The sequence below is a fragment of the Tistrella bauzanensis genome (assembly GCF_014636235.1).
GTDB lineage: Bacteria > Pseudomonadota > Alphaproteobacteria > Tistrellales > Tistrellaceae > Tistrella > Tistrella bauzanensis.
In genome coordinates, this window is sequence record NZ_BMDZ01000011.1 from 1 (window position 1) to 23,662 (window position 23,662).

The 23,662-nt window shown below is 67.8% G+C and carries 16 protein-coding genes; 3 read left to right on the forward strand and 13 right to left on the reverse strand.

The features are described from left to right. Positions 1–1,312 precede the first annotated feature (1,312 nt). Positions 1,313–2,686: a M23 family metallopeptidase gene (locus IEW15_RS06725; protein ID WP_229707874.1), complete on the forward strand. Its 1,374-nt coding sequence runs from the start codon at positions 1,313–1,315 to the stop codon at positions 2,684–2,686. Positions 2,687–2,856: 170 nt separating this feature from the next. Here IEW15_RS06725 and clpB read toward each other — a convergent pair whose 3' ends face one another. Further along, entirely contained in the window at positions 2,857–5,454 is a 2,598-nt protein-coding gene (gene clpB / locus IEW15_RS06730) for an ATP-dependent chaperone ClpB (protein WP_188576086.1), read from the reverse strand. A gap of 338 nt (positions 5,455–5,792) precedes the next feature. Here clpB and IEW15_RS06735 point away from each other — a divergent pair, with 338 nt between their 5' ends. After that, a complete protein-coding gene (locus tag IEW15_RS06735; protein WP_188576089.1) occupies positions 5,793–6,557 on the forward strand; it encodes an MOSC domain-containing protein in 765 nt (254 codons plus the stop codon). A 112-nt stretch (positions 6,558–6,669) separates the two neighbouring features. Here IEW15_RS06735 and IEW15_RS06740 read toward each other — a convergent pair whose 3' ends face one another. From IEW15_RS06740 to IEW15_RS06780, 9 genes are all read right to left on the reverse strand, one after another. Beyond that, positions 6,670–8,136, reverse strand: a complete 1,467-nt coding sequence (locus IEW15_RS06740) for a DUF4167 domain-containing protein (protein WP_188576091.1) — start codon at positions 8,134–8,136, stop codon at positions 6,670–6,672. A 264-nt stretch (positions 8,137–8,400) separates the two neighbouring features. Continuing rightward, the gene (gene prmC / locus IEW15_RS06745) at positions 8,401–9,321 is read right to left on the reverse strand and encodes a peptide chain release factor N(5)-glutamine methyltransferase (RefSeq protein WP_188576092.1); all 921 of its coding nucleotides are present in this window, start codon (positions 9,319–9,321) and stop codon (positions 8,401–8,403) included. After that, entirely contained in the window at positions 9,318–10,409 is a 1,092-nt protein-coding gene (gene prfA / locus IEW15_RS06750) for a peptide chain release factor 1 (protein WP_188576095.1), read from the reverse strand. The genes prmC and prfA overlap by 4 nt, the downstream gene beginning before the upstream one ends. Next, positions 10,406–11,653, reverse strand: a complete 1,248-nt coding sequence (gene hisS, locus IEW15_RS06755; RefSeq protein WP_188576097.1) for a histidine--tRNA ligase — start codon at positions 11,651–11,653, stop codon at positions 10,406–10,408. Before hisS ends, prfA begins: the two co-directional genes overlap by 4 nt. Before the next feature lie 72 nt (positions 11,654–11,725). Further along, positions 11,726–12,865, reverse strand: a complete 1,140-nt coding sequence (gene ispG / locus IEW15_RS06760) for a flavodoxin-dependent (E)-4-hydroxy-3-methylbut-2-enyl-diphosphate synthase (RefSeq protein ID WP_188576099.1) — start codon at positions 12,863–12,865, stop codon at positions 11,726–11,728. A 133-nt stretch (positions 12,866–12,998) separates the two neighbouring features. Further along, the gene (locus IEW15_RS06765) at positions 12,999–14,225 is read right to left on the reverse strand and encodes a helix-turn-helix domain-containing protein (RefSeq protein ID WP_188576101.1); all 1,227 of its coding nucleotides are present in this window, start codon (positions 14,223–14,225) and stop codon (positions 12,999–13,001) included. A 429-nt stretch (positions 14,226–14,654) separates the two neighbouring features. Further along, on the reverse strand, positions 14,655–16,925 hold the full coding sequence (gene ptsP, locus IEW15_RS06770) for a phosphoenolpyruvate--protein phosphotransferase (protein WP_188576104.1): 2,271 nt from the start codon (positions 16,923–16,925) through the stop codon (positions 14,655–14,657). Next, entirely contained in the window at positions 16,922–18,028 is a 1,107-nt protein-coding gene (locus IEW15_RS06775; RefSeq protein WP_229707887.1) for an NAD(P)H-dependent flavin oxidoreductase, read from the reverse strand. Before IEW15_RS06775 ends, ptsP begins: the two co-directional genes overlap by 4 nt. A gap of 70 nt (positions 18,029–18,098) precedes the next feature. Beyond that, positions 18,099–19,319, reverse strand: coding sequence for an aspartate kinase (locus IEW15_RS06780; RefSeq protein ID WP_188576108.1), 1,221 nt, complete (start codon positions 19,317–19,319; stop codon positions 18,099–18,101). A gap of 195 nt (positions 19,320–19,514) precedes the next feature. Between IEW15_RS06780 and ubiG the strand changes: the two genes are divergently transcribed. Continuing rightward, complete coding sequence (gene ubiG, locus IEW15_RS06785) at positions 19,515–20,285, forward strand: bifunctional 2-polyprenyl-6-hydroxyphenol methylase/3-demethylubiquinol 3-O-methyltransferase UbiG (RefSeq protein ID WP_188576109.1); 771 nt, start codon at positions 19,515–19,517, stop codon at positions 20,283–20,285. 49 nt (positions 20,286–20,334) lie between these two features. Here the strand turns inward: ubiG and IEW15_RS06790 are convergent, their stop codons facing one another. The 3 genes from IEW15_RS06790 to IEW15_RS06800 are packed head-to-tail and all read right to left on the reverse strand — an operon-like array spanning position 20,335 to position 23,514. Beyond that, positions 20,335–21,435, reverse strand: a complete 1,101-nt coding sequence (locus IEW15_RS06790) for an ABC transporter substrate-binding protein (RefSeq protein WP_188576111.1) — start codon at positions 21,433–21,435, stop codon at positions 20,335–20,337. Then, complete coding sequence (locus IEW15_RS06795) at positions 21,432–22,853, reverse strand: sensor histidine kinase (protein ID WP_188576113.1); 1,422 nt, start codon at positions 22,851–22,853, stop codon at positions 21,432–21,434. The genes IEW15_RS06790 and IEW15_RS06795 overlap by 4 nt, the downstream gene beginning before the upstream one ends. After that, positions 22,840–23,514 (reverse strand): response regulator transcription factor, encoded by a 675-nt coding sequence (locus IEW15_RS06800; RefSeq protein WP_188576115.1) that lies wholly within the window; start codon positions 23,512–23,514, stop codon positions 22,840–22,842. Before IEW15_RS06800 ends, IEW15_RS06795 begins: the two co-directional genes overlap by 14 nt. Positions 23,515–23,662: the final 148 nt, after the last annotated feature.

A 23,662-nucleotide genomic window follows, 5' to 3' on the forward strand; every position in this document is an offset into this window, starting at 1 on the left:
CGATCCGTTTCACAATGTCAAAGATCAGGGGCTACAAACCCCAGCGAACCCGAAGATCCGCCGCGCCCTCAGGCGCTCTCAGCCCATTTAAGAGCCGCGACCCATTTAAGGGCCTGTATTTCCTGGCCTTTCGGCCCCGTCCGGCGCCGCGTCAACCGCGCTGCCGTCTGGTGTGGGGCGGTTTATAAGGGTCCCCGCACACACTGGCAACACCTTTTTTGACGGTTTTTCGACAGGACGGCGGCACTCCCTGACAGGCCATTGAAAAGGCTGGTGGAACCCGCCTGAATTATTCTGCGGGCCGATCACCCGCCCCATGCATCATGCCCCCGCATCCTCTGTCACACCGCCCGGGGAACCGGGCCGGCCGGGAACTGGGCTGAACGGAAACCGGGCTGGCACAACAACGGACCGGCAGGGCATCGGGCTGGCGGGACATCGGGCTGGCGGGGCATCGGACTGGCGGGACAGGCTGTGACGATAGCGTGACCGCCCTCCCTGCGCCCCGTGCCCGATCTGAGCGGCTGCGCACACAGATTGCCGGCGCGGCGCGGCGGACACTCAGGCCCCAAACAGGCTCGTGCCCTCATTCGCGCGTGTACGCATGCGAGGAACGCAGATCAAAACCGCCCCGTCGCGACATATGAGGCCGCGTGAAGTACGGTGTCCAAGTGATTAACGATACGTGGCTTTTTACGCTTTCCGACCGCATTCGGACCTGCGACGATTTTGCCCGCGCGGAATACCCAACATCTCGTTGACACCCCCGTTTCGGTTGGGCACAGTGACACGAAGTCCAAAACAAAGTCGTGAATGTTTTGGTCGCCTTTCCAACTGATCTCCGGCAACGGAGGCAGCGCGAATGGACTCGTCCAGATGGGTTTGTTCAACTGGAAAGACCTGCCTAACGGTGATTTTTCACCTGATCTCTGCCCCGGAATGTCAATCAGCATTCTTCGGGCTGCCTTTTCAAGGATGCGTCACCCTTTGACGGGTGATTTATTCCGGGAAAGCCGGCGGCCACACGCGGATATCAGGCGATCTGGCGCCGAATGAAGCGGTCCAGCCAACCGGGCCGAGCGGCGATGGCGTTCACGGCCGGAAAAGAGATGATCGGTTAAAAGTTAACGGGCACGTCCAGACTGGGGGCACGTCCAAAGTGATCGGGCGACGCATCTCGACCGGAAGGCCGCACAGGCGGTGCTGGCGGGTCGGGAGCACGCGATAAATGCGGGTTCAAGGACAAAGGGGCGACTACATGCGGTTCACCACCGACGGGTCTGGTGTGCGACAAACTCTGTTGGGCAGGACGATGGCGTATGCGGTCGCTGCCGTGATGGGGATAACGATCGCCGCCACTGCCTCTCCTTCCGTCGCCGCCGAGTACGTTGCCTTCGCCGATCCGCTGGTCAACAGCTTCGACCCCTTCGACATGACCCTGCGCAGCGCCTCGGGCGCTGCCGGCCCCGAGATGCTCACCCGCCGCCTGCTGGACGAGCGCCTCGAACTCCGCACCCTGACGCCCTCGACCTCGTCGGCCGATCTGGGCCCGATCGTGCGCAGCGCCACGGTGGAGCGCGGCGACACCATGATTGACCTTCTGGTCCGCAACGGCGTTGCCCAGGACGACGCCTATGCGCTGGTCTCGTCGATGCGCAAGGTGTTCAATCCCCGCTCGCTGAAGGTTGGCCAGGAAGTCTCCCTGACGTTCCCGCGCCGCCGGGCAGACGGCAATCCCGGCCCGCTCTCGACGCTCGACCTGCCGATCGATGCCGAACGCCATGTCCGGGTGGAGCGCAGCGGTATCCAGACCAATTTCACCGCGGTCGAGGTTCGCAAGGAACTCAACCGTCAACTGGCGCTCGCCTCGGGCGAGATCCGTTCCAGCCTTTACGAAGCCGCCGCCGCCGCCAATCTGCCGGTATCGATGGTGTCGGAGCTGATCAAGCCGTTCTCTTATGACGTCGACTTCCAGCGCGACATTCAGCCGGGCGACCGCTTCGAGGTGCTGTATGAAAGCATGGTCGACGAGGGCGGCCGGGTGATCCGCACCGGAGCGATGCTGGCGGCGACCCTGGTGGTCGGCGGCCGGTCGCTGACCCTGTATCGCTTCGACGACGACTGGTTCGATCCGAAGGGCAAGAGCGTCCGCAAGGCCCTGCTCCAGACCCCGATCGAGGGCGCGCGCCTGACCTCGGGCTTCGGCGCCCGCCGCCATCCGCTGCTCGGCTATACCAAGATGCACAAGGGCGTGGATTTCGGCGCCCCCACCGGCACGCCGATCATGGCCGCCGGTGAAGGTGTGGTCGAGAAGGCCGAATGGTTCAGCGGCTATGGCAGATATGTCCGCATCCGCCACAACGGTACCTATTCCACCGCCTATGCCCATATGAGCCGGATCAACGTCAAGGCCGGCCAGAAGGTGAAGCAGGGCCAGGTGATCGGCGCCGTCGGCACCACCGGCAACTCGACCGGACCGCATCTGCATTATGAAGTGCTGGTCAACAAGGTGCAGGTGAACCCGAAGAGCATCAAGCTGCCCGTCGGCCGCACGCTGGCGGCCGCGGAGATGAAGAAATTCCGCCAGACCGTGGCTCAGGTCGAGAAGCAGGTCGCCAGCCTGCGCAGCTCGTCGGCGACCCTGGCCAGCAGCCGGTCGGCGACCCCGGGCCGGTCCACCGAGTGATCTGAACCGACCGCACCCGGTCCCTTGAAAAAGGCCCCGCTTCATGCCGAAGCGGGGCCTTGTTTCATTGGTGGCGGGGTTTCATTGGTGGCGGGGTTTCATTGGTGGCGGGGCGGTGACGATGGGGGCGGACGAAGCCGCCACCCCACCCCTCATGCAGCCGCCATGTCTCACGCAGCCTCGGCCTTGGGGGCCGTGGTTTCGAAGGTGAGCGCGCCGTCGCGGACATCCACCCGCACCTCGGCACCTTCAGGCAGGCGGCCTTCCAGCACCATCCGCGCCAGCGGGTTCTGCACCTCGCGTTGAATGGTGCGCTTCAGCGGCCGGGCGCCATAGACCGGGTCGTAGCCGGCCTCTGCCAGCCAGTTGCGGGCCCCATCGGTGAGCGAGAGCCCCACGCGCCGGTCGCCAAGCCGCTTGACCAGATCGGCGACCTGAATATCGACGATCCCGCCCATATGCTCGCGCCCCAGCCGGTGGAACAGGATCACCTCGTCCAGACGGTTGAGGAATTCCGGCCGGAACGAGGCCCGCACCACCGCCATGACCTGGGCACGGGCATCCTCGGCCGGCGTCCCCGGTGCCTGACCGGCCAGAATCTCGGCACCGAGATTGCTGGTCAGGATGATCACCGTGTTGGTGAAATCGACCGTCCGCCCCTGACCATCGGTCAGCCGCCCGTCATCCAGCACCTGAAGCAGGATGTTGAACACGTCCGGATGAGCCTTCTCCACCTCGTCGAACAGGATCACCTGATAGGGCCGGCGGCGCACCGCTTCGGTCAGCACCCCCCCCTCGTCATAGCCGACATAGCCCGGAGGCGCGCCGACCAGCCGCGAGACCGCGTGCTTTTCCATGAACTCCGACATGTCGACCCTGAGCAGGGCCGCATCATCGTCGAACAGGAATTGCGCCAGAGCCTTCGACAACTCGGTCTTGCCGACACCGGTCGGGCCCAGAAACAGGAAGGAGCCGATCGGCCGACGGGGATCCTGAAGCCCGGCCCGCGCCCGGCGCACCGCTTCCGACACCGCCGCCACCGCTTCGGCCTGACCGATGACCCGGCCGCCCAGCACCTGTTCCATCCGCAACAGCTTGGCCCGCTCACCTTCCAGCATCTTGTCCACCGGCACGCCGGTCCAGCGCGAGACGATCGCCGCAATGTGGTTGTCGGACACCGCCTCGTCGAGCAGCCGGCTCTTCACCTGCTCCTCGGTCGCCTTCAGCTTGCGCTCCAGATCGGGCACCACGCCATAGGCAAGCTCACCGGCCCGCGCCAGATCGCCACGCCGCTGGGCATTGGCCAGTTCGATGCGCGCCTGATCGAGCTGCTCCTTCACCTTCTGCACGCCTTCCAGCCGGCCCTTCTCGGCCTGCCAGGATGCGGTCATGTCGGCAGACTGCTTCTCAAGCGCGGTGATTTCGCCCTCAAGCTTGACCAGCCGGTCCTTCGACGCGGCATCGCTCTCGCGCTTCAGCGCCTCGCGCTCAATCTTCAACTGGATCAGCTTGCGGTCCAGCTCGTCGATCGCCTCGGGCTTGCTGTCGATCTCGATCCGCAGCCGGCTTGCGGCCTCGTCGATCAGGTCGATGGCCTTGTCGGGCAGGAAGCGGTCGGTGATATAGCGGTTCGACAGCGTCGCCGCCGCCACCACCGCCGCATCGGTGATCCGCACCCCATGATGCAGCTCATAGCGTTCCTTCAGACCGCGCAGGATCGAAATGGTTTCAGGCACCGAGGGCTCGGGCACCACCACCGGCTGGAAGCGGCGGGCAAGCGCCGCGTCCTTCTCGATATGCTTGCGGTATTCATTCAGCGTGGTCGCGCCGATGCAGCGCAACTCGCCGCGGGCAAGCTTCGGCTTCAGCAGGTTCGATGCATCCATCGAGCCCTCGGCGGCACCAGCACCCACCAGCGTGTGCAACTCGTCGATGAACAGCACCACCTCGCCCGCCGCCGCATCGATCTCCTGCAGCACGGCACGCAGCCGTTCCTCGAACTCGCCACGATATTTGGCACCGGCAACCAGCGCGCCCAGATCCAGCGCCAGCACCTTCTTGCTGCGCAGGCTTTCGGGCACGTCGCCATTGACGATGCGCAAGGCCAGCCCCTCGACGATCGCGGTCTTGCCGACTCCGGGCTCGCCGATCAGCACCGGATTGTTCTTGGTCCGGCGGCTGAGCACCTGAATGGTGCGGCGGATTTCCTCGTCGCGGCCGATCACCGGGTCGAGCTTGCCGTCGCGCGCGGCCTGGGTCAGATCGCGCGCATATTTCTTCAGCGCGTCATAGCCCTGCTCGGCCTGCGCGCTTTCCACCTTGCGCCCCTTGCGCATATCGCGGATGGCAGCCTCCAGCGCCTGCGGCTTCACACCGGCCTCGGCCAGCGCCGTCTGGGCATCGGTCTTCTCGACCAGCGCCAGGGCCAGCAGCAGGGTTTCGGCGGCGACATAATCATCGTCCAGCCGCTTGGCCAGAGCCTCGGCCTCGGTGAACACGCGCGCGGTATCGGGCGCCAGATACAGCTGCCCCGCACCGCTGCCCTCAACCTTGGGCAGCCGGCCCAGCGCACGCTCGGCGGTTTCGCGCAGCCGCGCCGGGTCACCGCCCGCCGCCTGCACCAGACCCAGCCCCATGCCCTGCTCGTCATCAACCAGCACCTTCAGCAGATGCTGCGGCGTGAACTGTTGATGCCCGCGCGCTTGGGCCAGCTGCTGGGCAGCCTGAAGGAAGCCCTTCGCGCGGTCGGTATAGCTCTCGATATTCATGGCCTCGACGTCCTCGTGGCGATCGTCCGATGGAAAGGCACCACCATCCCGGAGGCTTGGCCCGCCGCTGCCAACAGCGCCCGGGCCGCGCCCTTCTGGCAACGGCTGGCCGACCGACAAACCGGCCATCGCGCGCCCCGCATGATGCGGCAACGGCGGCCGGTGGGCCGGCTATCCCCGACCCACGGTCAATGTGGTGAACCGGCAACAGTCGTGCAAGATCGTCTCGATCGATCCGCCGCCATCGGTATGATGGCTGGGTGCACGCCCGCACACCGTTGTCCTGCCGGCGCAGCCGCACGACCGGAGCCCCTGCCCCATATCAGGAGAACCGATCCATGGCCGATGGTGCCTTGATCGATATCAACCGCTTTCCGGTCAAGAGCCTGTCGGTCGACCGGCTTGAGACCTGCAGGCTGACGCCTGGTGCCGCGCTGCCGGCGGATCGCCGCTTCGCCTTTGCCAAAATCGGCACCCAGCCCAATCCGTTCCAGCCGGAATGGCGCCCGAAGGCCGCCTTTCATGTGATGGTCACAGAGGCGCGCATGGGGTCGATCGGCTGCCGCTATGACGAGGCCGCCGACCGGCTGGCCATCACCCTGCCCGATGGCGAGGCCATGGCCGGCCAGGGCACCGATCCGGATTTCGCGATCCGCGCCGGCCAGCTGGTGGCACGCCATCTGGGGCTGGCGCCCGCCAAGGCGCCGATGCTGGTGCGGATGGCCGAGAGCGCCTTGACCGACAAGCAGCGCCAGATGATCTCGGTCAGCAATCTGGCCAGCGCCCGCAGACTTGCCCGTGACATGGACCTGCCGGAGGTCGATCCGCTGCGCTTCCGCAACAACCTTCTGGTCGATCTGGGCACCGCCTGGATGGAGCGCGACCTGATCGGCCGGCGGTTGCGGATCGGCGATACGGTGCTGGAGGTCGTGGCTCAGGTCATCCGCTGCGCCGCCACCGAAATTCATCCCGGCACCGACCGGCGCGATCTGAAGATCGTCCAGGCGCTGACCGATCACTATGGCCATAAGGAATTCGGCGTGTTCACGGTGGTGATCGAGGGCGGGGAGATCAGCCGCGGCATGGCGGTGACCATCGACTGATCAGCATCCCGCGCCCGCCCACAGACCCCATGCCAAAAAAACGGCGCCACCGGATATCCGATGGCGCCGTTCGTCGTCGGGCCGGCAGGGCCGGCATCAGGCCTTCAGCCGGTCACGCGTCACCGCCATCGGCGGCATCATCGGCCTTGGTCCGCCGGGCGCGCGTCACGCGCTTGCGCGGCGCGGGCTTGTCCTCACCGCCCTCGGCCGCCGGTGCCGCTTCCGCCGACGCGGCGGCTTCAGCGATCTCGGCTGCGGTACGGCGACGACGGGTCGCGCGGGGCTTGGGCACTACGGCCTCACCCTCACCCTCGGCCGCCACAGCGGCAGCGCTGCGGCGTGGCGCCCGGGTCCGTACCGGCGGTTCCGCCGGCGCAGCTTCCGCCGGGGCCGGGGCGGCGGCAGGCGTCGGAGCCGGGGCCGGTGCGGGCGTGGGAGCCGGTGCGGGGGCCGGAGCCGGTGCGGGCGTCGGAGCCGGTGCGGGGGCCGGTGTGGGAACCGGTGCCGGCGCCGCGGGCTGGGTCGGAACAGGCGCCGGGGCCGGGTCGATCATGTCGCCAGCAGGCCGCCGCTCAACCCGTGGCGCATCGCCGGTGAACAGATCGCCGCCGGTGTCGGGCCGGGCCGCGACCTCACCGCCCTCGCGCTCGTCACGACCTTCGCCGCGATTGCCCCGGCGTCCACGCCGCCGGCGGCCACCGCGGTCGTCGTCGCCCCGCTCGATGCGATCGGGACGATCGCCACGCTCGGGACGATCCGCCCGTTCGGCACGCTCGGGTCGTTCAGTGCGGTCGGGTCGTTCAGTGCGGTCGGGTCGTTCAGTGCGATCAGGTCGTTCACTGCGATCGGGCCGGTCGACACGTTCAGGCCGGTCGCCGCGCTCAACGCGCTCGGATCGGTCGACGCGCTCGGTTCGGTCGACGCGCTCGGGCCGGTCGACGCGCTCGGGCCGGTCGACGCGCTCGGGCCGGTCGACGCGCTCGGGCCGGTCACCACGATCGGGCCGGTCACCCCGGTCCACGCGCTCACCGCGATCGGCACGCTCGAAGCGATCGCCACGGTCGGTACGCTCGCCACGGTCGAAACGCTCGCCCCGCTCCGGACGGTCGCCGCGATCGAAGCGGCCGTTGCGATCACCGCGATCGAAGCGGTCGCCGCCACGATCCGGGCCCCGGTCGCCGGCATCGTCGTCGCCGTCGCCCTGGTCGCCATCATTGTCGTCGTCATCGGACTCGCCATCAGGCCCGCCGCGGCTGAACCGGTCGGGGACCGGACGGGTCTCGGGAACCCGATCGGCATCCTGGGTGCCATTCAGCAGGCGCAGATAGTGTTCGGCATGCTGCAGGAAGCTCTCTGCCAGCACCCGGTCACCCGACGACGAGGCATCGCGCGCCGCCGCCAGATAACGGTCGATGATCTGAGACAGATTGCCCTTGAACTTGCCGGCCGGGCCGTTGCTTTCGAATATCCGGTTGCGATTGACCGGCTGTTGCGGCCGCGGACGTCCGCTGCCACCACTGCCACCGCCACTCTGCTGGCGCCCCATGCGTGTCCGCTTGGAATTCGGGCCGTTCCTCATGTCAGTCCAAGCCGTCCTATCTGTTCAAGGCCGGTCATGCCGGCAGTGTTCAAGGCCGGGCAAGCCGGCAGTTCGGTGACGTCCGCGCCAGGCTTTGGCGGGGTCCGGTCTGAAATCATGTCCAGAAGCGGCCAGCACGATACAGTGCGCATTCGACCATGGGTCCGCGAGGCACCAGGCGATCACGGGCAGGTATCACCAGGGTCGAATCCGGCCGCGGGGCCGCTCGGGTCACACAGAGCCGTTCAGATCCCACAGAGCCGTTCAGGCCGCCGGGCTCATAGCATGCCGCGCCGTAACGCAGCGCGCGATATGGCCAAGATCGTTCCGTACAGAAGTCATCAGTCCCTGATCGGCCAGAAGGCGCTCCACATCCAGCGCCTGTCCCAATCCGATCTCGATGCATGCGAACCCATCGGGGCGCAGCAGACGGGCAATCCCGGGTGCCAGCACCCTGTATGCCGCGAGCCCGTCATCTCCGCCATCCAGCGCAAGATGCGGCTCGTGCCGCGCAACCTCCGGATCAAGGGTCCGGATTTCTCCGCTAGGTATATAAGGCGGATTGGACAGGATCAAGTCGAATGCGCCGGCCTCACATCCCGTCGCCGCCAGACAGGATGCCCAATCCGACACCACCACCAGCGCCCGCCCGGGGGCGATGCGGTCCAGATTGCGGCGGGCGATACGGGCGGCGGCGGGGGAACGGTCGATGGCGATCGCCCGCGCCTCAGGCAGTTCCGACAGCAGCGCCGCCGGCAGGCAACCCGATCCGGTGCCCAGATCCAGCACCCGCCACGGATAGCCGTGTCCGCGACCGTCGGCATCGACGAAGTCCAGCATCGCGTCGATCAGGGTCTCGGTGTCGGGACGGGGGGTGAGCACATCGGCGGTGACGTCGATGTCGAGCGTCCAGAACCCCCGGCTGCCCAGGATCTGCGACAACGGTTCGCGCGCCAGCCGGCGGGCCAGCATCGTCTCCGCGACCATCAGTTGCGCCGGCCGCACCGCCGTGGCGCCCTGCAACCGGAGGGCCGCCCGGTCGAGCCCGGTTGCGGCCTCGGTGATCATCCGTGCCTCAAGCCCGGCATCATCTCCGGCCACCGGCCGCAGGGCCATCGTCAACCGGCAACGCAAGCTATCCGCAGTGCGGGCTATGCCGCGCGCGTCACCGTCGCCGGTGGTCATGCGGCGGCCTCGTCATCAAGCATCGCCAGCCGTGCCGCCTGATCCTCGGTGATCAGCGCCTCGATCAACTCGCCCACCGCCTCGCCGGCGATCACCTTGTCCAACTTGTACAGGGTCAGGCCGATCCGGTGGTCTGTCACCCGGTTCTGCGGGAAATTATAAGTGCGGATCCGTTCCGACCGGTCGCCGGAGCCGACCAGGCCGCGACGCTCGGCGGCACGAGCTTCCGACGCCTGGTCGCGGGCCTGCTCGAACAGCCGCGCACGCAGGATCTTCAGGGCCTTGGCGCGGTTCTTGTGCTGCGACCGTTCATCCTGCTGCACCACCACCAGCCCGGTCGGCACATGGGTGATGCGCACGGCGCTGTCGGTGGTGTTGACATGCTGGCCGCCGGCGCCGCTGGCCCGGAAGACATCGATCTTCAGGTCGCCGGTATCGATGGCGACATCGACCTCTTCCGCCTCGGGCAGAACCGCCACGGTCGCGGCCGAGGTATGGATCCGGCCCTGCGCCTCGGTTTCCGGCACCCGCTGCACCCGGTGCACGCCGCTTTCGAATTTCATCCGGCCATAGACGCCGGCGCCCTCGATCTCCGCCACGACCTCGCGGAAGCCGCCAAGATCACTGTCGCTGGCCTGCATCAGGGTCATCCGCCAGCCCATCTCCTGAGCGAAGCGTTGATACATGCGGTACAGATCGGCGGCGAACAGCGCCGCCTCGTCGCCGCCGGTGCCGGCGCGGATTTCCAGAATGGCGCTGCGGTCGTCGGCCTCGTCGCGCGGCAGCAGCATCAGCCGCACGGCGCGGTCCAGGGCGGCCGCCTCACTGGCCAGCGCCGCGATCTCGTCTTCGGCCAGCGCCCGCATCTCGGCGTCCTGGCCGGCCTCCCGCGCCAGCCGGCGGGCATCCTCCAACTCGCGGGTCAGGATCCGGCGGCGGCGGACGGCGCCGGCCAGCTCGTCCAGGCCGGCGAACTCGCGGCTCAGCCGCACGAAATCAGCCGATCCCGCCAGAGCCGGATCAGCCAGCCGCGCCGCCAGTTCCTCGTGCCGGCGCAACACCTGATCGAGTTTGGCGTCGATGCTCATCCGTGCTGCACGGCCAGCCGGTCGACCAGATCGGCCAGCGCCACCTCGGTCTGGCCGCCCTCGTCCAGATCCTTCACCTGGGCGACACCGCGGGCCAGTTCGTCATCACCGAAGATCACCGCCCGCGCGGCACCGATCTTGTCGGCCCGCTTCATCCGCTTCTTCAGATTGCCGCCATAACCCAGATCGACCACCACGCCCGCGCGCCGCAGACTGCGGGCCAGAACCAGCGCCTCGGCCTCGGCGGCACCGCCCAGCGGCACCAGCGCCACCGGACGCGGCGCCACCGCGCGCGGCTCGGCCAGCATCGACAGCCGCTCGACACCGGCCGCCCAGCCGACACCGGGGGTCTCGGCGCCGCCCATCTGGCCCATCAGACCGTCATAGCGGCCGCCGGCCAGCACGGTGCCCTGCGATCCAAGCCGCTCGGTCACGAATTCGAAGGTGGTGTGGCAATAGTAATCAAGCCCGCGCACCAGGAACGGGTTGCGGCGATAGCCGATGCCCAGCCGGTCGAGGCCCGCCAGAACGGTCGCGAAGAAATCGGCGGCATGGGGGGTGAGATAATCGTCGAAGCGCGGTGCATCGGCCACCACCGCCCGGTCGCCGGCATCCTTGCTGTCCAAGACCCGCAACGGGTTGCGGTGCAGGCGCTCGCGGCTGTCGTCGGAGAGCTGGTCGATATGGGCTTCCAGATAGGCGACCAGAGCCGTGCGATAGGCGTTGCGGCTGTCCATGTCGCCGATGGTGTTGATCTCCAGCACCGTGTCGCCCATCACCCCCAGCCGGTCGAGCAGATCGGCGCCCAGGGTGATCACCTCGATATCGCCGGCGGGTTCCGCCACGCCCAGCAGTTCCACGCCGATCTGGTGAAACTGGCGCATCCGGCCCTTCTGCGGCCGCTCATAACGGAACATCGGGCCGCGATAGAAGTATTTCAGCGGCACCGATTGCAGCAGACCCGCCGACATCACCGCGCGAGCCACACCGGCCGTGCCTTCAGGCCGCAGGGTCAGCCCCTCGCCGCCACGGTCGTTGAAGGTGTACATCTCCTTCGACACCACGTCGGAGGTGTCGCCCAGCGTGCGCTTGAAGACCTCGGTGAATTCGAAGATCGGGGTCGCGATCTCGCCATAGCCATAGGTGGTGCCGACCTCGGCAACCGCGTCGAAGACATTGCGATAGCGCGGCATCTCGTCGGGCAGGATGTCGTGGGTGCCGCGCACCGACTGCAACTTGGCCAAGGCTTTGGTCTCCGTAAGGCGTGGTCTCGGATCAGGGGGCATGCCGAGGCAGGCAAGGTTGAGCGGGGCGGTTCAGCTCCCGGCCGCAACCGTGCGCTTCAGCGTGGTCATGGTCGTGTCGCCGGCGGCGATCGCGGCGGCCCGCGCCTCGACCAGTTCGACGATATGGTCGACCAGCCGGTCGTCATCGACCTTATGGTCGGGGCTGCCGTTGATATAGACCAGATGATGGCCGCCACCGCCGGTGACACCGATCTCGGTTTCGCGCGCCTCGCCGGGGCCGTTGACCACGCAACCGATCACCGACAGCGAAATCGGCACGGTGATATGCGACAGCCGGTCTTCCAGTCGCGTCACGGTGTCGATCACCTGAAAGCGCTGCCGGGCACAGGATGGGCAGGAGACGATGGTCACGCCGCGCCGGCGCAGGCCCAGGCTCTTCAGGATGTCATAGCCGACCTTGACCTCTTCCACCGGATCGGCCGACAGCGACACCCGCACCGTGTCGCCGATCCCGGCCCAGAGCAGCATGCCAAGGCCCACGGCCGATTTCACCGTGCCGGCGCGCAGGCCACCCGCCTCGGTGATGCCCAGATGCAGCGGATAGTCGCAGGCTTCCGCCAGCCCCTGATAGGCGGCGACGGCCAGGAACACATCCGACGCCTTGACGCTGATCTTGGTCTCGAAAAAGTCGTTGTCTTCCAGGATCCGGATATGGTTCAGCGCGCTTTCCACCATCGCCTCGGGGCAGGGCTCGCCGAAGCGCTCCAGCAAGTCGCGCTCCAGGCTGCCGGCATTCACGCCGATGCGGATCGAACAGCCGTGATCCCTGGCCGCCTTCACCACCTCGCGCACACGCGATGCGGCGCCGATATTGCCCGGGTTGATCCGCAGACAGGCGGCCCCCGCTTCGGCGGCCTCGATGGCGCGGCGATAATGGAAATGGATATCGGCCACGATCGGCACCGGGCTTTCACGCACGATCTGGCGCAACGCCGCGGTCGAGTCCTCGTCCGGGCACGACACCCGCACGATATCGACCCCAGCCTCGGCCGCGCGGCGGATCTGGTCCAGCGTGCCGGCGATGTCGGGGGTCTGGGTGTTGGTCATGGTCTGCACCGAAATCGGCGCATCACCGCCGACCTCGACCGATCCCACGCGGATCTTGCGGCTGAGCCGCCGTTCGATATGGCGATAGGCTCTGACGGTCATGGTCGCTTCCGTCGCTGAACGTGACCCGCCGGGGGTGACGGGTCGCCGGAATGGGCGGACAGGATGGGCTGCACGGACAGGACTTAGCAGCCGCCGGCACCGTCGGCAAGGGCATGTGGAGACCGCAGGCGGCTCAGCCGCCCAGTGCGCGCAGCGCCTCGCGCTCCAGCACGATCCCGCGACGGACGACGCCGGGGCCGCCAAGCGCCGGCAATCCCTGTCCGTCGAGCACGACCACGATGCCACCGGCATTGCCGGTGATCATGCTGCCACCCACCGCTTCAGGCGGCACATCATAGGTTTCACCCGCCTTCAGAATGCGGCTGAACACCGTATTGCCGCCGGGGCCGCGAATCTGCAGCCAGCTGTCGGCATTGGCGGCGATGCGGATGCCGCTGCCACCGGCCGGAGCCTGGGGCGCCGATGGGATCGGCTGAGCACCCGCTGCCGGGGCCTGAGGGGCTGGCGCCTGATTGGCCGGGGTCTGATTGGCCGGGGTCTGCGCCGACGGGGCCGCAGGCTGGCTGCCCGATGTCGATGGCGACGCCGAGGTGGCCGGTGCTGCTGACGTAGCCGGTGCTGCTGACGTAGCCGGTGCTGCTGACGTAGCCGGTGCTGCTGACGTAGCCGGTGCGGGCGATGTGGCCGGGGCAGGCGATGTGGTCGGCGCAGAGGTGGTGGGCGCGGAGGTGACGGCCGGCGGCGTGGCGGTGGTCTCTCCGGTATCGGGGGCCAGCTCACGCGTGCTTTCGGCGGCGGTGCGGTCGTCGCTTTCCGTCACGCTGCCGGCCTGGCTGCCGGCGCCGACCTGGGCCGCATCGCTGCCTTCACCCCCCGACTGCAACAGATAGGCCGGCACTTCGGCCACGCTGTCGGCCAGTTGGTTCGGTGTCTCGCCGAAATATCGCCAGCCGCCATAGGCGATCACCGCCAGCACCAGCGCCACCACGATCACCGTGAAGCGCGGCATCTGGCCTTCCTCGGCCGGCGTCGGGAAATCGAGCCTGTTGGTGGCCGGCACGTGCTGGCCTTCGGACTTGTAGCGCCGCAGCAGCTCCGGCACATCCAGCCCCAGAAAGCCACCATACGACCGCAGGAAGCCCATCACATAGGCGGGCGCCGGCAGCTGGGCATAATGCCCCTCTTCCAGCGCGTCCAGATACACCTGCCGAATGCGGAGCTGGTCGGCGACCTGGGCAATGTCATGGCCCTGGCGCAGACGTTCGCGCTTCAGCAGCGCGCCCACACCGGCATAGTCGCCGCCGGACGACCCCCCGGAGGGGCCACCGGCAGAACCGCCGGTTTCACCGGCATTGACATCATAAAGTTGCAGGCGGCTGTTCGAAGTCGGGCGCGCCATCGGGGATCGATCGCTCCGGTCGCAAGAGGCAGAAAACATCTGGCCGCAAACAGGCGGAGGCCTGGTTCACGGACCGGCAGGCATGACGAGCCGGCGGACCGGCCGGCATCGAACCGGCCACAGGCAGCCGGTCATCGGATTGCGCATCTTCGGATTGCGCAAAGCTGCGCTGCAGCATCCCACCGGAACCGGCCGTTTTACGGTCCGATACGGACGTCATGGATGCGATACGAACGCGGTCGCCGTTGTGCGGTGCCGAATGACGTCGACCGTACTCTTGGTCCGGGCCAAGCGCAAGCCCGCAGCAGCCGGGGGCTGGGCTGCGAAATCCGCCAGTCTCGCCCATGGCTTAACCCAGACTGGACTGTGCCCGGCCCGGCAATCCGGCGCAGCCGCATGCCGCGGCCATGACGTTCCGCACCGGGCCGCTCAGATGGCGATGCCATGATCATGCGCATAGGCCAGCAGGCGGTCGCGTACCGAATGGTCCGGCACGTTCAGCAGACTGCGCATATAGCTGCTCAACTGCCCGCGATCAAGGCTGCGCACCATGGCCTTCACCGGCCCGATGGCACCGGCCGGCATCGACATGCGCCGAAAGCCGAGGCCGATCAGCGCCATGGCCTCCAGCGGCCGGCTGGCCATTTCGCCGCACAGCGACAGTTCCACATCGGCCCGGGCACAGGCGTCGACCAGATGGCTGAGGAAAGCCAGAACCGCCGGCGACAGCAGGTCATAGCGGTCCGACAGCTCCGGATTGCCCCGGTCGCAGGCGAACAGGAACTGCAACAGGTCGTTCGACCCCACCGAGACGAAATCCACCCGGTCGAGCAGCGCCGGCAACTGCCAGGCCAGTGCCGGCACCTCCAGCATGGTGCCGACCCGCACCTGCGAGGGCAGCCGCTGACGCAGGCGGCGCGCCCGCGCCACCTCCATGTTCACCAGCTTGCGGGCGGCATCGAATTCCGCAACCTCGGCCACCATCGGGAACATGATGTTCAACTGCCGGCCGGCGCTGGCCATCAGCAGCGCCCGCACCTGCCGGCGCAGCATCACCGGCCGGTCCAGCGTCAGGCGCAGCGACCGCCAGCCCATCGCCGGATTCTCTTCCGGACGGTGGTTGAAATAGGGCAGTTGCTTATCGGACCCGACGTCGAGGGTCCGGAAATACACTGGCCGCTCGCTCGACTGGTCGAGCACGCGGGCATAGAGGTCGGCCTGGGCCTCGACATCGGGGATCTGCGAGCGGACCATGAAGAACAGCTCGGTCCGATAGAGCCCGATGCCCTCGGCGCCGCTTTCGCCCAGCATGGTCATGTCGGCCAGCAGGCCGGCATTCATCAGCAGGTTCACCCGCACATCATCGCGGGTGATCGACGGCATGTGACGCAAGGCCGCGAAGGCCGCCTTGCGCTCGGCGCGGGCGGCCAGGGTCAGTTGCACCGCCTCGACCACATCCTCGCCCGGGCGGATGATCAACTGATTGTTGTCGGCATCCACGATCACCGGGTCGCCGGCCGCGATCTTGGCCAGCGCGCCATCGACCCGCCCCAGAACCGGGATGTCGAGCGCGCGGGCCACGATCGCCACATGGGCCGTGGCCGAGCCTTCCTCCAGCACCAGCGCCCGCAGCTTCGTGCGGTCGTAATCCAGCAGCTCCGCCGGGCCCATGGCACGGGCGATCACCACCATGTCATCGGGCAGTTCCCGCGCGGCGGGTTCAGGGCCGCCGGTCAGCAGGCCGAGCAGCCGCCCGGCCAGATCCTCAAGATCCAGCACGCGTTCGCGCAGATAAGGGTCGCTCGCCGCGTTCAGCCGGACGCGCATATCGTCCAGCACCCGCTTGACCGAGGCTTCCGCGGTCAGGCCGTTGCGGATCGCATCGTTGATCTTCGAAATCCAGCCCCGGTCATGGGCGAACATCCGATAGGTTTCCAGCACCTCGCGATGCTCGCCGCCGCTTGCGATGTCGGGCCGGGCCAGCATGCGGTCGACCTGGGCCCGCAACAGGTCCAGCGCGTCCGACAGGCGCCGCGCCTCCACCTCGGGGTCTTCGGCCACCAGTTGGCGGATCTCGATCGCCTGACGGTGCAGCACCGCGACGCCCATGGCCACGCCATCGGCCAGCCGCACACCCTCGGCGCGCTGCGGCAGGGTGGCGTTGCCTTCGGCCTCATAGAATTCCGACGGATTGACCAGATCGCCGGCGCCGATCAACTCGGCCAGCACCATGGCGACGGTCTGGAGCGCTTCCAGTTCCTCTTCGGTGTAATTGCGCCGTGTGCGGTTCTGCACCACCAGCACACCCACCACCCGCCCCGACCGCAGGATCGGCACGCCCATCAGCGAGTGGTAGACCTCTTCGCCGGTTTCCGGGCGATAGGCGAAATCGGGATGCGACTGGGCGTCCGACAGCGACAGGGCGGTCGCCTGGGCGGCGACATGACCGACCAGACCCTCGCCCACTCTGAGCCGGGTCTTGTGGACCGCTTCGGGGTTCAGACCTTCGGTGGCGAACAGTTCCAGCACGTCGCCCGCGCGCCGGACATAGATCGAGCAGACCTCGGCCACCATATCGGCGGCGATGACCAGCACGACCTGATTGAGGCGCGATTGCGCGGTGCCGGGCGCGGCCATGACGTCGCGCAACCGCCTGAGAAGGCGGCGCGGTCCCGGAATGGCCTGCGCCCCGACGCTCATGTTTCGCCCTGAGGGGCGGACTGGCCGTCCTTGGATTGCGTCGCCTCGCCAGCCTCTGGCGGCAGCCGGTCTTCGGCCTCAGGCGGCAGCCGGTCTTCGGCCTCAGGCGGCAGCCGGTCGCCACGCAGGCTGGCGAAGCGGGCCGCCGCCTCGCTGACCAGTTCCTCGACAATCTCGGCCACCGGCTGGACCTTGCGGACCATGCCGACGCTTTGGCCCGCCATCAGCGAGCCGTTCTCGACGTCGCCATCGATGACCGCACGCCTGAGCGCGCCGGCCCAGAAATGCTCGATATCCAGTTGAGCGGCCTTCATGTCCAGCTCACCCGCACGATAGCGGCGGATGACATCGTGCTGATGCTCGACGAACCGCCGGGTGCCGGCATTGCCCAGCGCACGCACGGGGATGACCGGGAAGGTCGGGTCGACCTGGGTCGTCGGCTGAGCGTCGCGGGCCGCGGCGCGGATGAACGCCTTCTTGAAATTCTCATGCGCGATGGACTCGGTGGCGCAGACGAAGCGGGTGCCGATCTGGACACCAGCGGCGCCCATGTCCAGGAACGCCGCGATCGCCTCGCCCCGACCGATGCCGCCGGCCACGAACACCGGCACCTCGGAAATCTCGGGCAGAATCTCCTGCATCAGCACATTCAGCGACACCGGGCCGATATGGCCGCCGGCCTCGGCGCCCTCGATCACCAGCCCGTCGATGCCCATGCGCACCAGCTTGCGCGCCAGCGCCAGCGCCGGCGCAAAGCACAGCACCTTGGCGCCGGATGCCTTCACCGCCTGGATCGCCGGCGTCGGCGGCAGACCGCCCGCCAGCACCACATGGCCGACCTCTTCCTCGGCGCAGACCCGGATCAGCGCATCCAGTTCCGGATGCATGGTGATCAGGTTCACGCCGAAGGGTTTGGCGGTCAGCGCCCGGGTGCCACGGATCTCGGCGCGCAGCAGATCCGGCCCCATCGACCCGCAGGCGATGACACCGAAACCGCCGGCATTCGAGATGGCCGACACCAGATGGCGTTCCGACACCCATGACATGGCGCCGCCCAGAATCGCATAGCGGGTTCCGAGCAGGGCCGTGCCCCGGCGCCACATGTGGTCCAGCCACACAGCGCCCGTGTTCCCCGCATCGGGGTTTTCCGCGCCGGAACGCGCGGTCGGCCGGTCAAGCGGCATCCAGGCCATACTCCGCATGCAGGGCGCGCACCGCCAGCTCGGTATATTCCTCGGCCACCAGCACGCTGATTTTGATCTCGGATGTCGAGATCACCATGATGTTGATGCCCTTGCGCGCCAGCGCATCGAACATCTGAGAGGCGATGCCGGCATGGCTGCGCATGCCGACGCCGATCGCCGAAACCTTGGCGACGTTCGGATCGGCGTCGACCCGCTCGCAGCCGATCTGGGCGCGGGCGCCATCCAGCACGGCCAGCGCCCGTTCCATATCCGCCTTGCCGACCGTGAAGGTCAGGTCGGTGGCACGGCCGTCTTCCGACACGTTCTGCACGATCATGTCGACATTAACGCCGGCCCGGGCAAGTGGCCCGAACACATGGGCGGCAATTCCCGGATGGTCGGGCACGCGCACCAGGGTGATCTTGGCCTCGTCGCGGCTGTACGCGATGCCACTCACCAGCTTCTGTTCCATGATCTCGTCCTCGTCAACGACCAGGGTGCCGGGCGCGTCCGAGAAGGTGGAGCGAACCTGTACGCGTACACCATGCTTCATCGCCATCTCGACCGAGCGGGTCTGCAGAACCTTCGCTCCGAGAGATGCCATCTCAAGCATTTCCTCGAACGTGATCTTATCAAGCTTCCGCGCCTTCGCAACGATGCGCGGGTCGGTGGTATAGACGCCGTCGACATCGGTATAGATGTCGCAGCGGTCGGCATGCAGTGCCGCGGCCAGGGCCACGGCCGAGGTATCGGACCCGCCACGGCCAAGGGTGGTGATCCGGCCGGTGGGCGACACGCCCTGGAACCCGGCCACCACCGGCACCTCGCCGCGCGCCATGCGGGTCAGCAATTCGGCCCCCTCGATGCCCTCGATCCGGGCGCGGCCATGGGCATCATCGGTGCGGAACGGGATCTGCCAGCCCAGCCACGACCGGGCGGGCACGCCGATCGCCTGCAGCGCGATCGCGAGCAGGCCCACGGTCACCTGTTCCCCCGAGGCGACGACCGTGTCGTATTCACGGGCGTCGTGCACAAGATCCGCCTCGCGACACCAGGCGACCAGTTGATTTGTGGTGCCCGACATCGCCGAGACCACCACGGCCACCTCGTTGCCTGCCTCCACCTCGGTTTTGACCCGCCTGGCGACGGTCTTGATCCGTTCGATGTCGCCGACAGATGTGCCGCCGAACTTCATCACGATGCGCGCCATGTCTGGGTCCGCTCCGTCGTCTCGACCTGGCCTGCGCGCCACTGTGGCAGGCGACCCGGGTCGATTTTACTGGCCGTTTACGCAATTGATGCTGCCGTCAAGCCCTTGTCGCTCGCGGGGCGCATATTCATACTCTCACCTGCCGGACCGTGCAAGGATGCGCACCGGAGATCAGCCCGAAGGACGCAAATCCCCATGAGCCCTGCCGCCGGACCCCATGCTGCCGCATCCGGAACCGTCGATGCCCGCGAAATCGACAATTTCACCCGAATTGCCGAGGAATGGTGGGATCCGGCGGGGCCGTTCGCGCCGCTGCATGCCCTGAATCCGGCCCGCATCGGCTATATCCGCGACACGATCTGCGGCCATGCCGGCCGCGACCCTCTGGCCGACCGGCCGCTTTCCGGGCTCGACATCATCGATATCGGCTGCGGCGGCGGGCTGGTCTGCGAACCGCTGGCCCGTCTGGGCGCCCGCATGACCGGGCTGGATGCCGGCGCGCGCAACATCGCGGTGGCGGCGGCCCATGCCCGCGATGCCGGCCTCGACATCCGCTATCGCGCAGAGGCGGCGGAAGATCTGGTGGCGGCGGGCGAGACCGCCGCCTTCGACGCCGTCCTGACGCTGGAGATCGTCGAACATGTCGCCGACCCGGCGCTGTTCCTCGACAGCGCCGCCCGGCTGCTCAAGCCCGGCGGGGTGCTGATCGCCTCCACGCTCAACCGCACGCCAGCCAGCTTTCTGGGGGCCATCATCGGCGCGGAATACCTGCTGCGCTGGGTGCCGCGCGGCACCCATGACTGGCGCAAGTTTCTGAAGCCATCGGAACTCGCCCGGGGCCTGCGCGATGCCGGCCTCCGCCCGTTCCAGGCGGTGGGGCTGAACCGCGACCTCGCCACCGGCCGCTGGCACACCGGCGGGTCGCTGGGCATCAACTATCTGATCGCCGCCCGCAAGCCGGCCTGATCGCGGCGGCCATGCGGGGTTGATCCGGACCGGGTGGGCACGGTCCGCGTCATGGCGTGGGCGGCACCCCCATATCCACCATCGACCGGCTCCAGTCGCGGATGAAGCGGCGACGCTGGGCGGCATCCTGAACCGCCAGCAGTGCAGGGCCGATCCGGATCGGCCGCGCGATGCCACCCTCGTCGAGCGCGCGCGGCCCGGCGACGCCCGCCGGCATCGGCCCGTCTTCCGAGAAGAAGAACGCTTCGTCCCGCACCACCTGCTGGCCGCGGGCGGAGAGCAGATAGTCGAGGAAGCGCCGGGCAAGGTCGGGCCTGGCGCCATGGGTGGGGATCAGCGCGCCGCGGGCCAGCACCAACGCGTAATCCGCAGGCACCACGACCCGGAGCGCCGGATCGGTACGCGCCGCGGCATAGGCATATGAGCCCAGCATGTTATAGCCGATCAGCAGCCGGCCCGCCGCCACCTCGGCCACGACATCCGACGTGCAGCAGCGCACCACGACGGCGGCACGGCCCAGGCTCTCCAGCAGCCGGCCGAAGATCGTGGTGGTCTGGCGGGCATCGTTGAAGGCGAACAGATAGCCGATGCCCGAGACCCGGATGTCATAGGTGCCGACCCGACCGGCATAGCGGTCGATCTGCCGGCGCAGCAGGTCGGCCAGTTCGACATGGGTATGCGGCGCCTCGGCCTCGGGCACCAGCCGGGCGTTGTAGACGAACACCGCCGGCTCGATCGAGAAGCCGAAGACTTCGTTGCGCCAGTTGGCCCAGTCCGGCACCGTTTCGGTCTCGGGCGACAGATGGGCAAGCGCACAGCCGTCATTGGCAAGCTTGAGCAGTTGATCGACCGAGGGCGAGATCAGCAGATCGCCCGGCGCCTTGCGCGCCGCACAGGCCGAGATCGCGGCCGCCTGAAGATCGTTGCTGACATATTCGACATAGTCGACCGTGACGCTGGGATTGCGGGTCTGGAAATCGCGGATCAACGGCGCCATTGCCGCGACATCGGTCGCGGCATGGATGGCCAGCCGATCGGTCTCGACGGCCGGTGCCGCGAAGACCACGGTCTCGCCTTCGCGGGCCACCGTCGGGGCGGCATAAGCCAGAGCGGCCGCGAACAGCGCCGTCGCCAGCGCCCGGCGGATCATCCCCCGCCTCCCGTCGCCGGTGCCAGCGGCATGGTGGCGATCACCACGAAACCACCCTGTTCGACCACCCGGAAGCCGAGTTCCCCGCCATGGGCGGCCATCACCTCGGCGGCGATGGCGAAGCCCAGGCCGGTGCCGCCATCGCCCGCGCGGGTGGTGGCGAAGCGCTGCAGCATGTGCGGCCAGTCCTCGGCCGGAATGCCGGGGCCATCATCCTCGACCTCGATCGCGGCCCGGCCGTCCCGCACCACCACCCGCACCTCCAGCCGCGACATCACGCCATGGGTCAGCGCATTGTCGATGCAATTGGCCACCGCCTCGCGCAGGCTGACCGGATCGCCCAGAACCATAACCGGCCGGGGCGGCGCATCGAACGAGACCAGCGTGTCGTGGTCGATGGTGATCGGGATCGCCGAACGGAAGGCACGACGGGTGACGTCGACCAGATCCACGGCCTTCAGCTGCACCACATCGGCCCGGTGAATGACCATGGCATGGCTCAGCAACTGATTGGTCAGCCGGGCCAGTTCCCGCAGCCGGTCCTGCACCCGCGTCAGATGCCGCAACCCCTCATCGCCCGAAACGGCGGGCTCCAACAGATCGATCTGGGCCGAGAGCGCGGTCAGCGGGGTGCGGATCTGGTGGGCGGCATCGGCGATGAAGCGCTGCAGCCCGCCCACCCGCTGATCAAGCCGGCCCATGAAATGATTGATCGAGCCCACGAAGGGGCCAAGTTCGCGCGGAACATCGGTCGACAGCGGCGTCAGGTCGTGAGGATCGCGCCGCCCCAAAGCCTCGCCCATGCCCCGGACCGGGCGCAGCGCATAGCGGATGGCGAGCATGGTTCCCGTCACCGCGACCGCCGCCATCACCGCCACCAGCCCGACCACCCGCAGCGTGAGTTCGCGGGCAAGATCCCGGCGCGCCCGTTCGGTCTGGGCCACCACCACCCGGGCGGTGCCGCTGATCGCGGGGTCCGTCAACCGGCGCGACGCCACCGCCATGCGCACCGCTTCGCCGCCATGCCGGCCGTCGGTGACCAGCGGCCGGTCGCCCACAGCTCCCGCCTCCGACGGCGGCGCCAGATCGTCATAGCCGGTGAGCGTGCGGCCCGCCGGGTCGATGACCCGATAGAAGATCCGGTCCTGCCCCGCCAGCCCGAGCAGTTCAAAGGCCGAGACCGGCAATGACACCGTGAGTTCCCCGTCCTCCACCGCCAGGCCCTCGGTCATCTGCAGCACCGCCCCGACCAGCAATTGATCATAGGCATCGTCGGCCGCCGCCCTGGCATAATACCAGGCGGCGGTCACCAGGATCACCGCCCCGGCCGCCACCAGCGCCCCGATACGCAGCATCAGCCGCGAGGCGAGCGACGGTCTGGTCTCCGCCGACAACCGGGCGGGCTCAGACCTGATCATCGGTCACCATCTGATAGCCGGCACCACGCACGGTGACGATCCGCACCTTTGCCCCCTCCAGCTTCTTGCGCAGCCGGCCGACATACAGCTCGATAGCGTTGGGGTTGGTCCCCTCGCCGAAACCAAACAACTGGTCGAGCAGTTCATCCTTGCCGAAGACCCGCCCGGGCCGGGCCGCAAACAGTTCCAGCAGGGTCATCTCCCGACGTTTGAGCGGAATCTCGCGCGTCCCCAGCCGGACCTGACGGGCGGCGCGGTCGATGATCACGTCGCCGCAGGCAAGCAGATTGGTCGCCTCGCCGGCGGTGCGGCGCATCAGCACCCGGGCGCGGGCTTCGAGTTCGCGGAAATCGAAGGGCTTCACCAGATAGTCGTCGGCGCCGAGATCGAGCCCGCCGACCCGGTCCTCGACCTCCGAACGCGCGGTGAGCAACAGCACCGGTGTGCTGTTCCCCGCCCGGCGCAGACGCTTCAGGATCTCGAAGCCGTCGAGCCCCGGCAGCATCACGTCCAGAATCACCAGAGCATAATCGGTGAAGTCCAGGATCTCGGCCGCCGCGGTGCCGTCGGTCTCCCAGTCGACACTATGGCCGATCGCCTGAAACCGCCGGCAGATCGCTTCCCCGACGTCGTGGGTATCCTCCACCAGCAGGATGCGCATCAAAATCCCCCCGCGCGAGAACCATTGGCCAGGAACGGAAACCCCCGGTGTCAGACAGACTCCTGACAGGTTCACCCGCCATCATGCAGGACAATCCGCGAAGACGGATCCACCACAAGACAAAAGGGAGGATACCATGATGCCCATT

Excerpts from the sequence above, each read along its gene's own strand:
- IEW15_RS06775 (WP_229707887.1), bottom strand. The coding sequence starts at position 18,028 with ATGTGGCGCCGGGGCACGGCCCTGCTCGGAACCCGCTATGCGATTCTG.
- clpB (WP_188576086.1), bottom strand. The coding sequence starts at position 5,454 with ATGAATATCGAGAGCTATACCGACCGCGCGAAGGGCTTCCTTCAGGCT.
- IEW15_RS06725 (WP_229707874.1), top strand. The coding sequence starts at position 1,313 with ATGGCGTATGCGGTCGCTGCCGTGATGGGGATAACGATCGCCGCCACT.
- prmC (WP_188576092.1), bottom strand. The coding sequence starts at position 9,321 with ATGACCACCGGCGACGGTGACGCGCGCGGCATAGCCCGCACTGCGGAT.
- IEW15_RS06740 (WP_188576091.1), bottom strand. The coding sequence starts at position 8,136 with ATGAGGAACGGCCCGAATTCCAAGCGGACACGCATGGGGCGCCAGCAG.
- IEW15_RS06735 (WP_188576089.1), top strand. The coding sequence starts at position 5,793 with ATGGCCGATGGTGCCTTGATCGATATCAACCGCTTTCCGGTCAAGAGC.
- IEW15_RS06780 (WP_188576108.1), bottom strand. The coding sequence starts at position 19,319 with ATGGCGCGCATCGTGATGAAGTTCGGCGGCACATCTGTCGGCGACATC.
- ubiG (WP_188576109.1), top strand. The coding sequence starts at position 19,515 with ATGAGCCCTGCCGCCGGACCCCATGCTGCCGCATCCGGAACCGTCGAT.
- IEW15_RS06765 (WP_188576101.1), bottom strand. The coding sequence starts at position 14,225 with ATGGCGCGCCCGACTTCGAACAGCCGCCTGCAACTTTATGATGTCAAT.
- IEW15_RS06790 (WP_188576111.1), bottom strand. The coding sequence starts at position 21,435 with ATGATCCGCCGGGCGCTGGCGACGGCGCTGTTCGCGGCCGCTCTGGCT.
- ispG (WP_188576099.1), bottom strand. The coding sequence starts at position 12,865 with ATGACCGTCAGAGCCTATCGCCATATCGAACGGCGGCTCAGCCGCAAG.
- IEW15_RS06795 (WP_188576113.1), bottom strand. The coding sequence starts at position 22,853 with ATGATCAGGTCTGAGCCCGCCCGGTTGTCGGCGGAGACCAGACCGTCG.
- IEW15_RS06800 (WP_188576115.1), bottom strand. The coding sequence starts at position 23,514 with ATGCGCATCCTGCTGGTGGAGGATACCCACGACGTCGGGGAAGCGATC.
- prfA (WP_188576095.1), bottom strand. The coding sequence starts at position 10,409 with ATGAGCATCGACGCCAAACTCGATCAGGTGTTGCGCCGGCACGAGGAA.
- ptsP (WP_188576104.1), bottom strand. The coding sequence starts at position 16,925 with ATGAGCGTCGGGGCGCAGGCCATTCCGGGACCGCGCCGCCTTCTCAGG.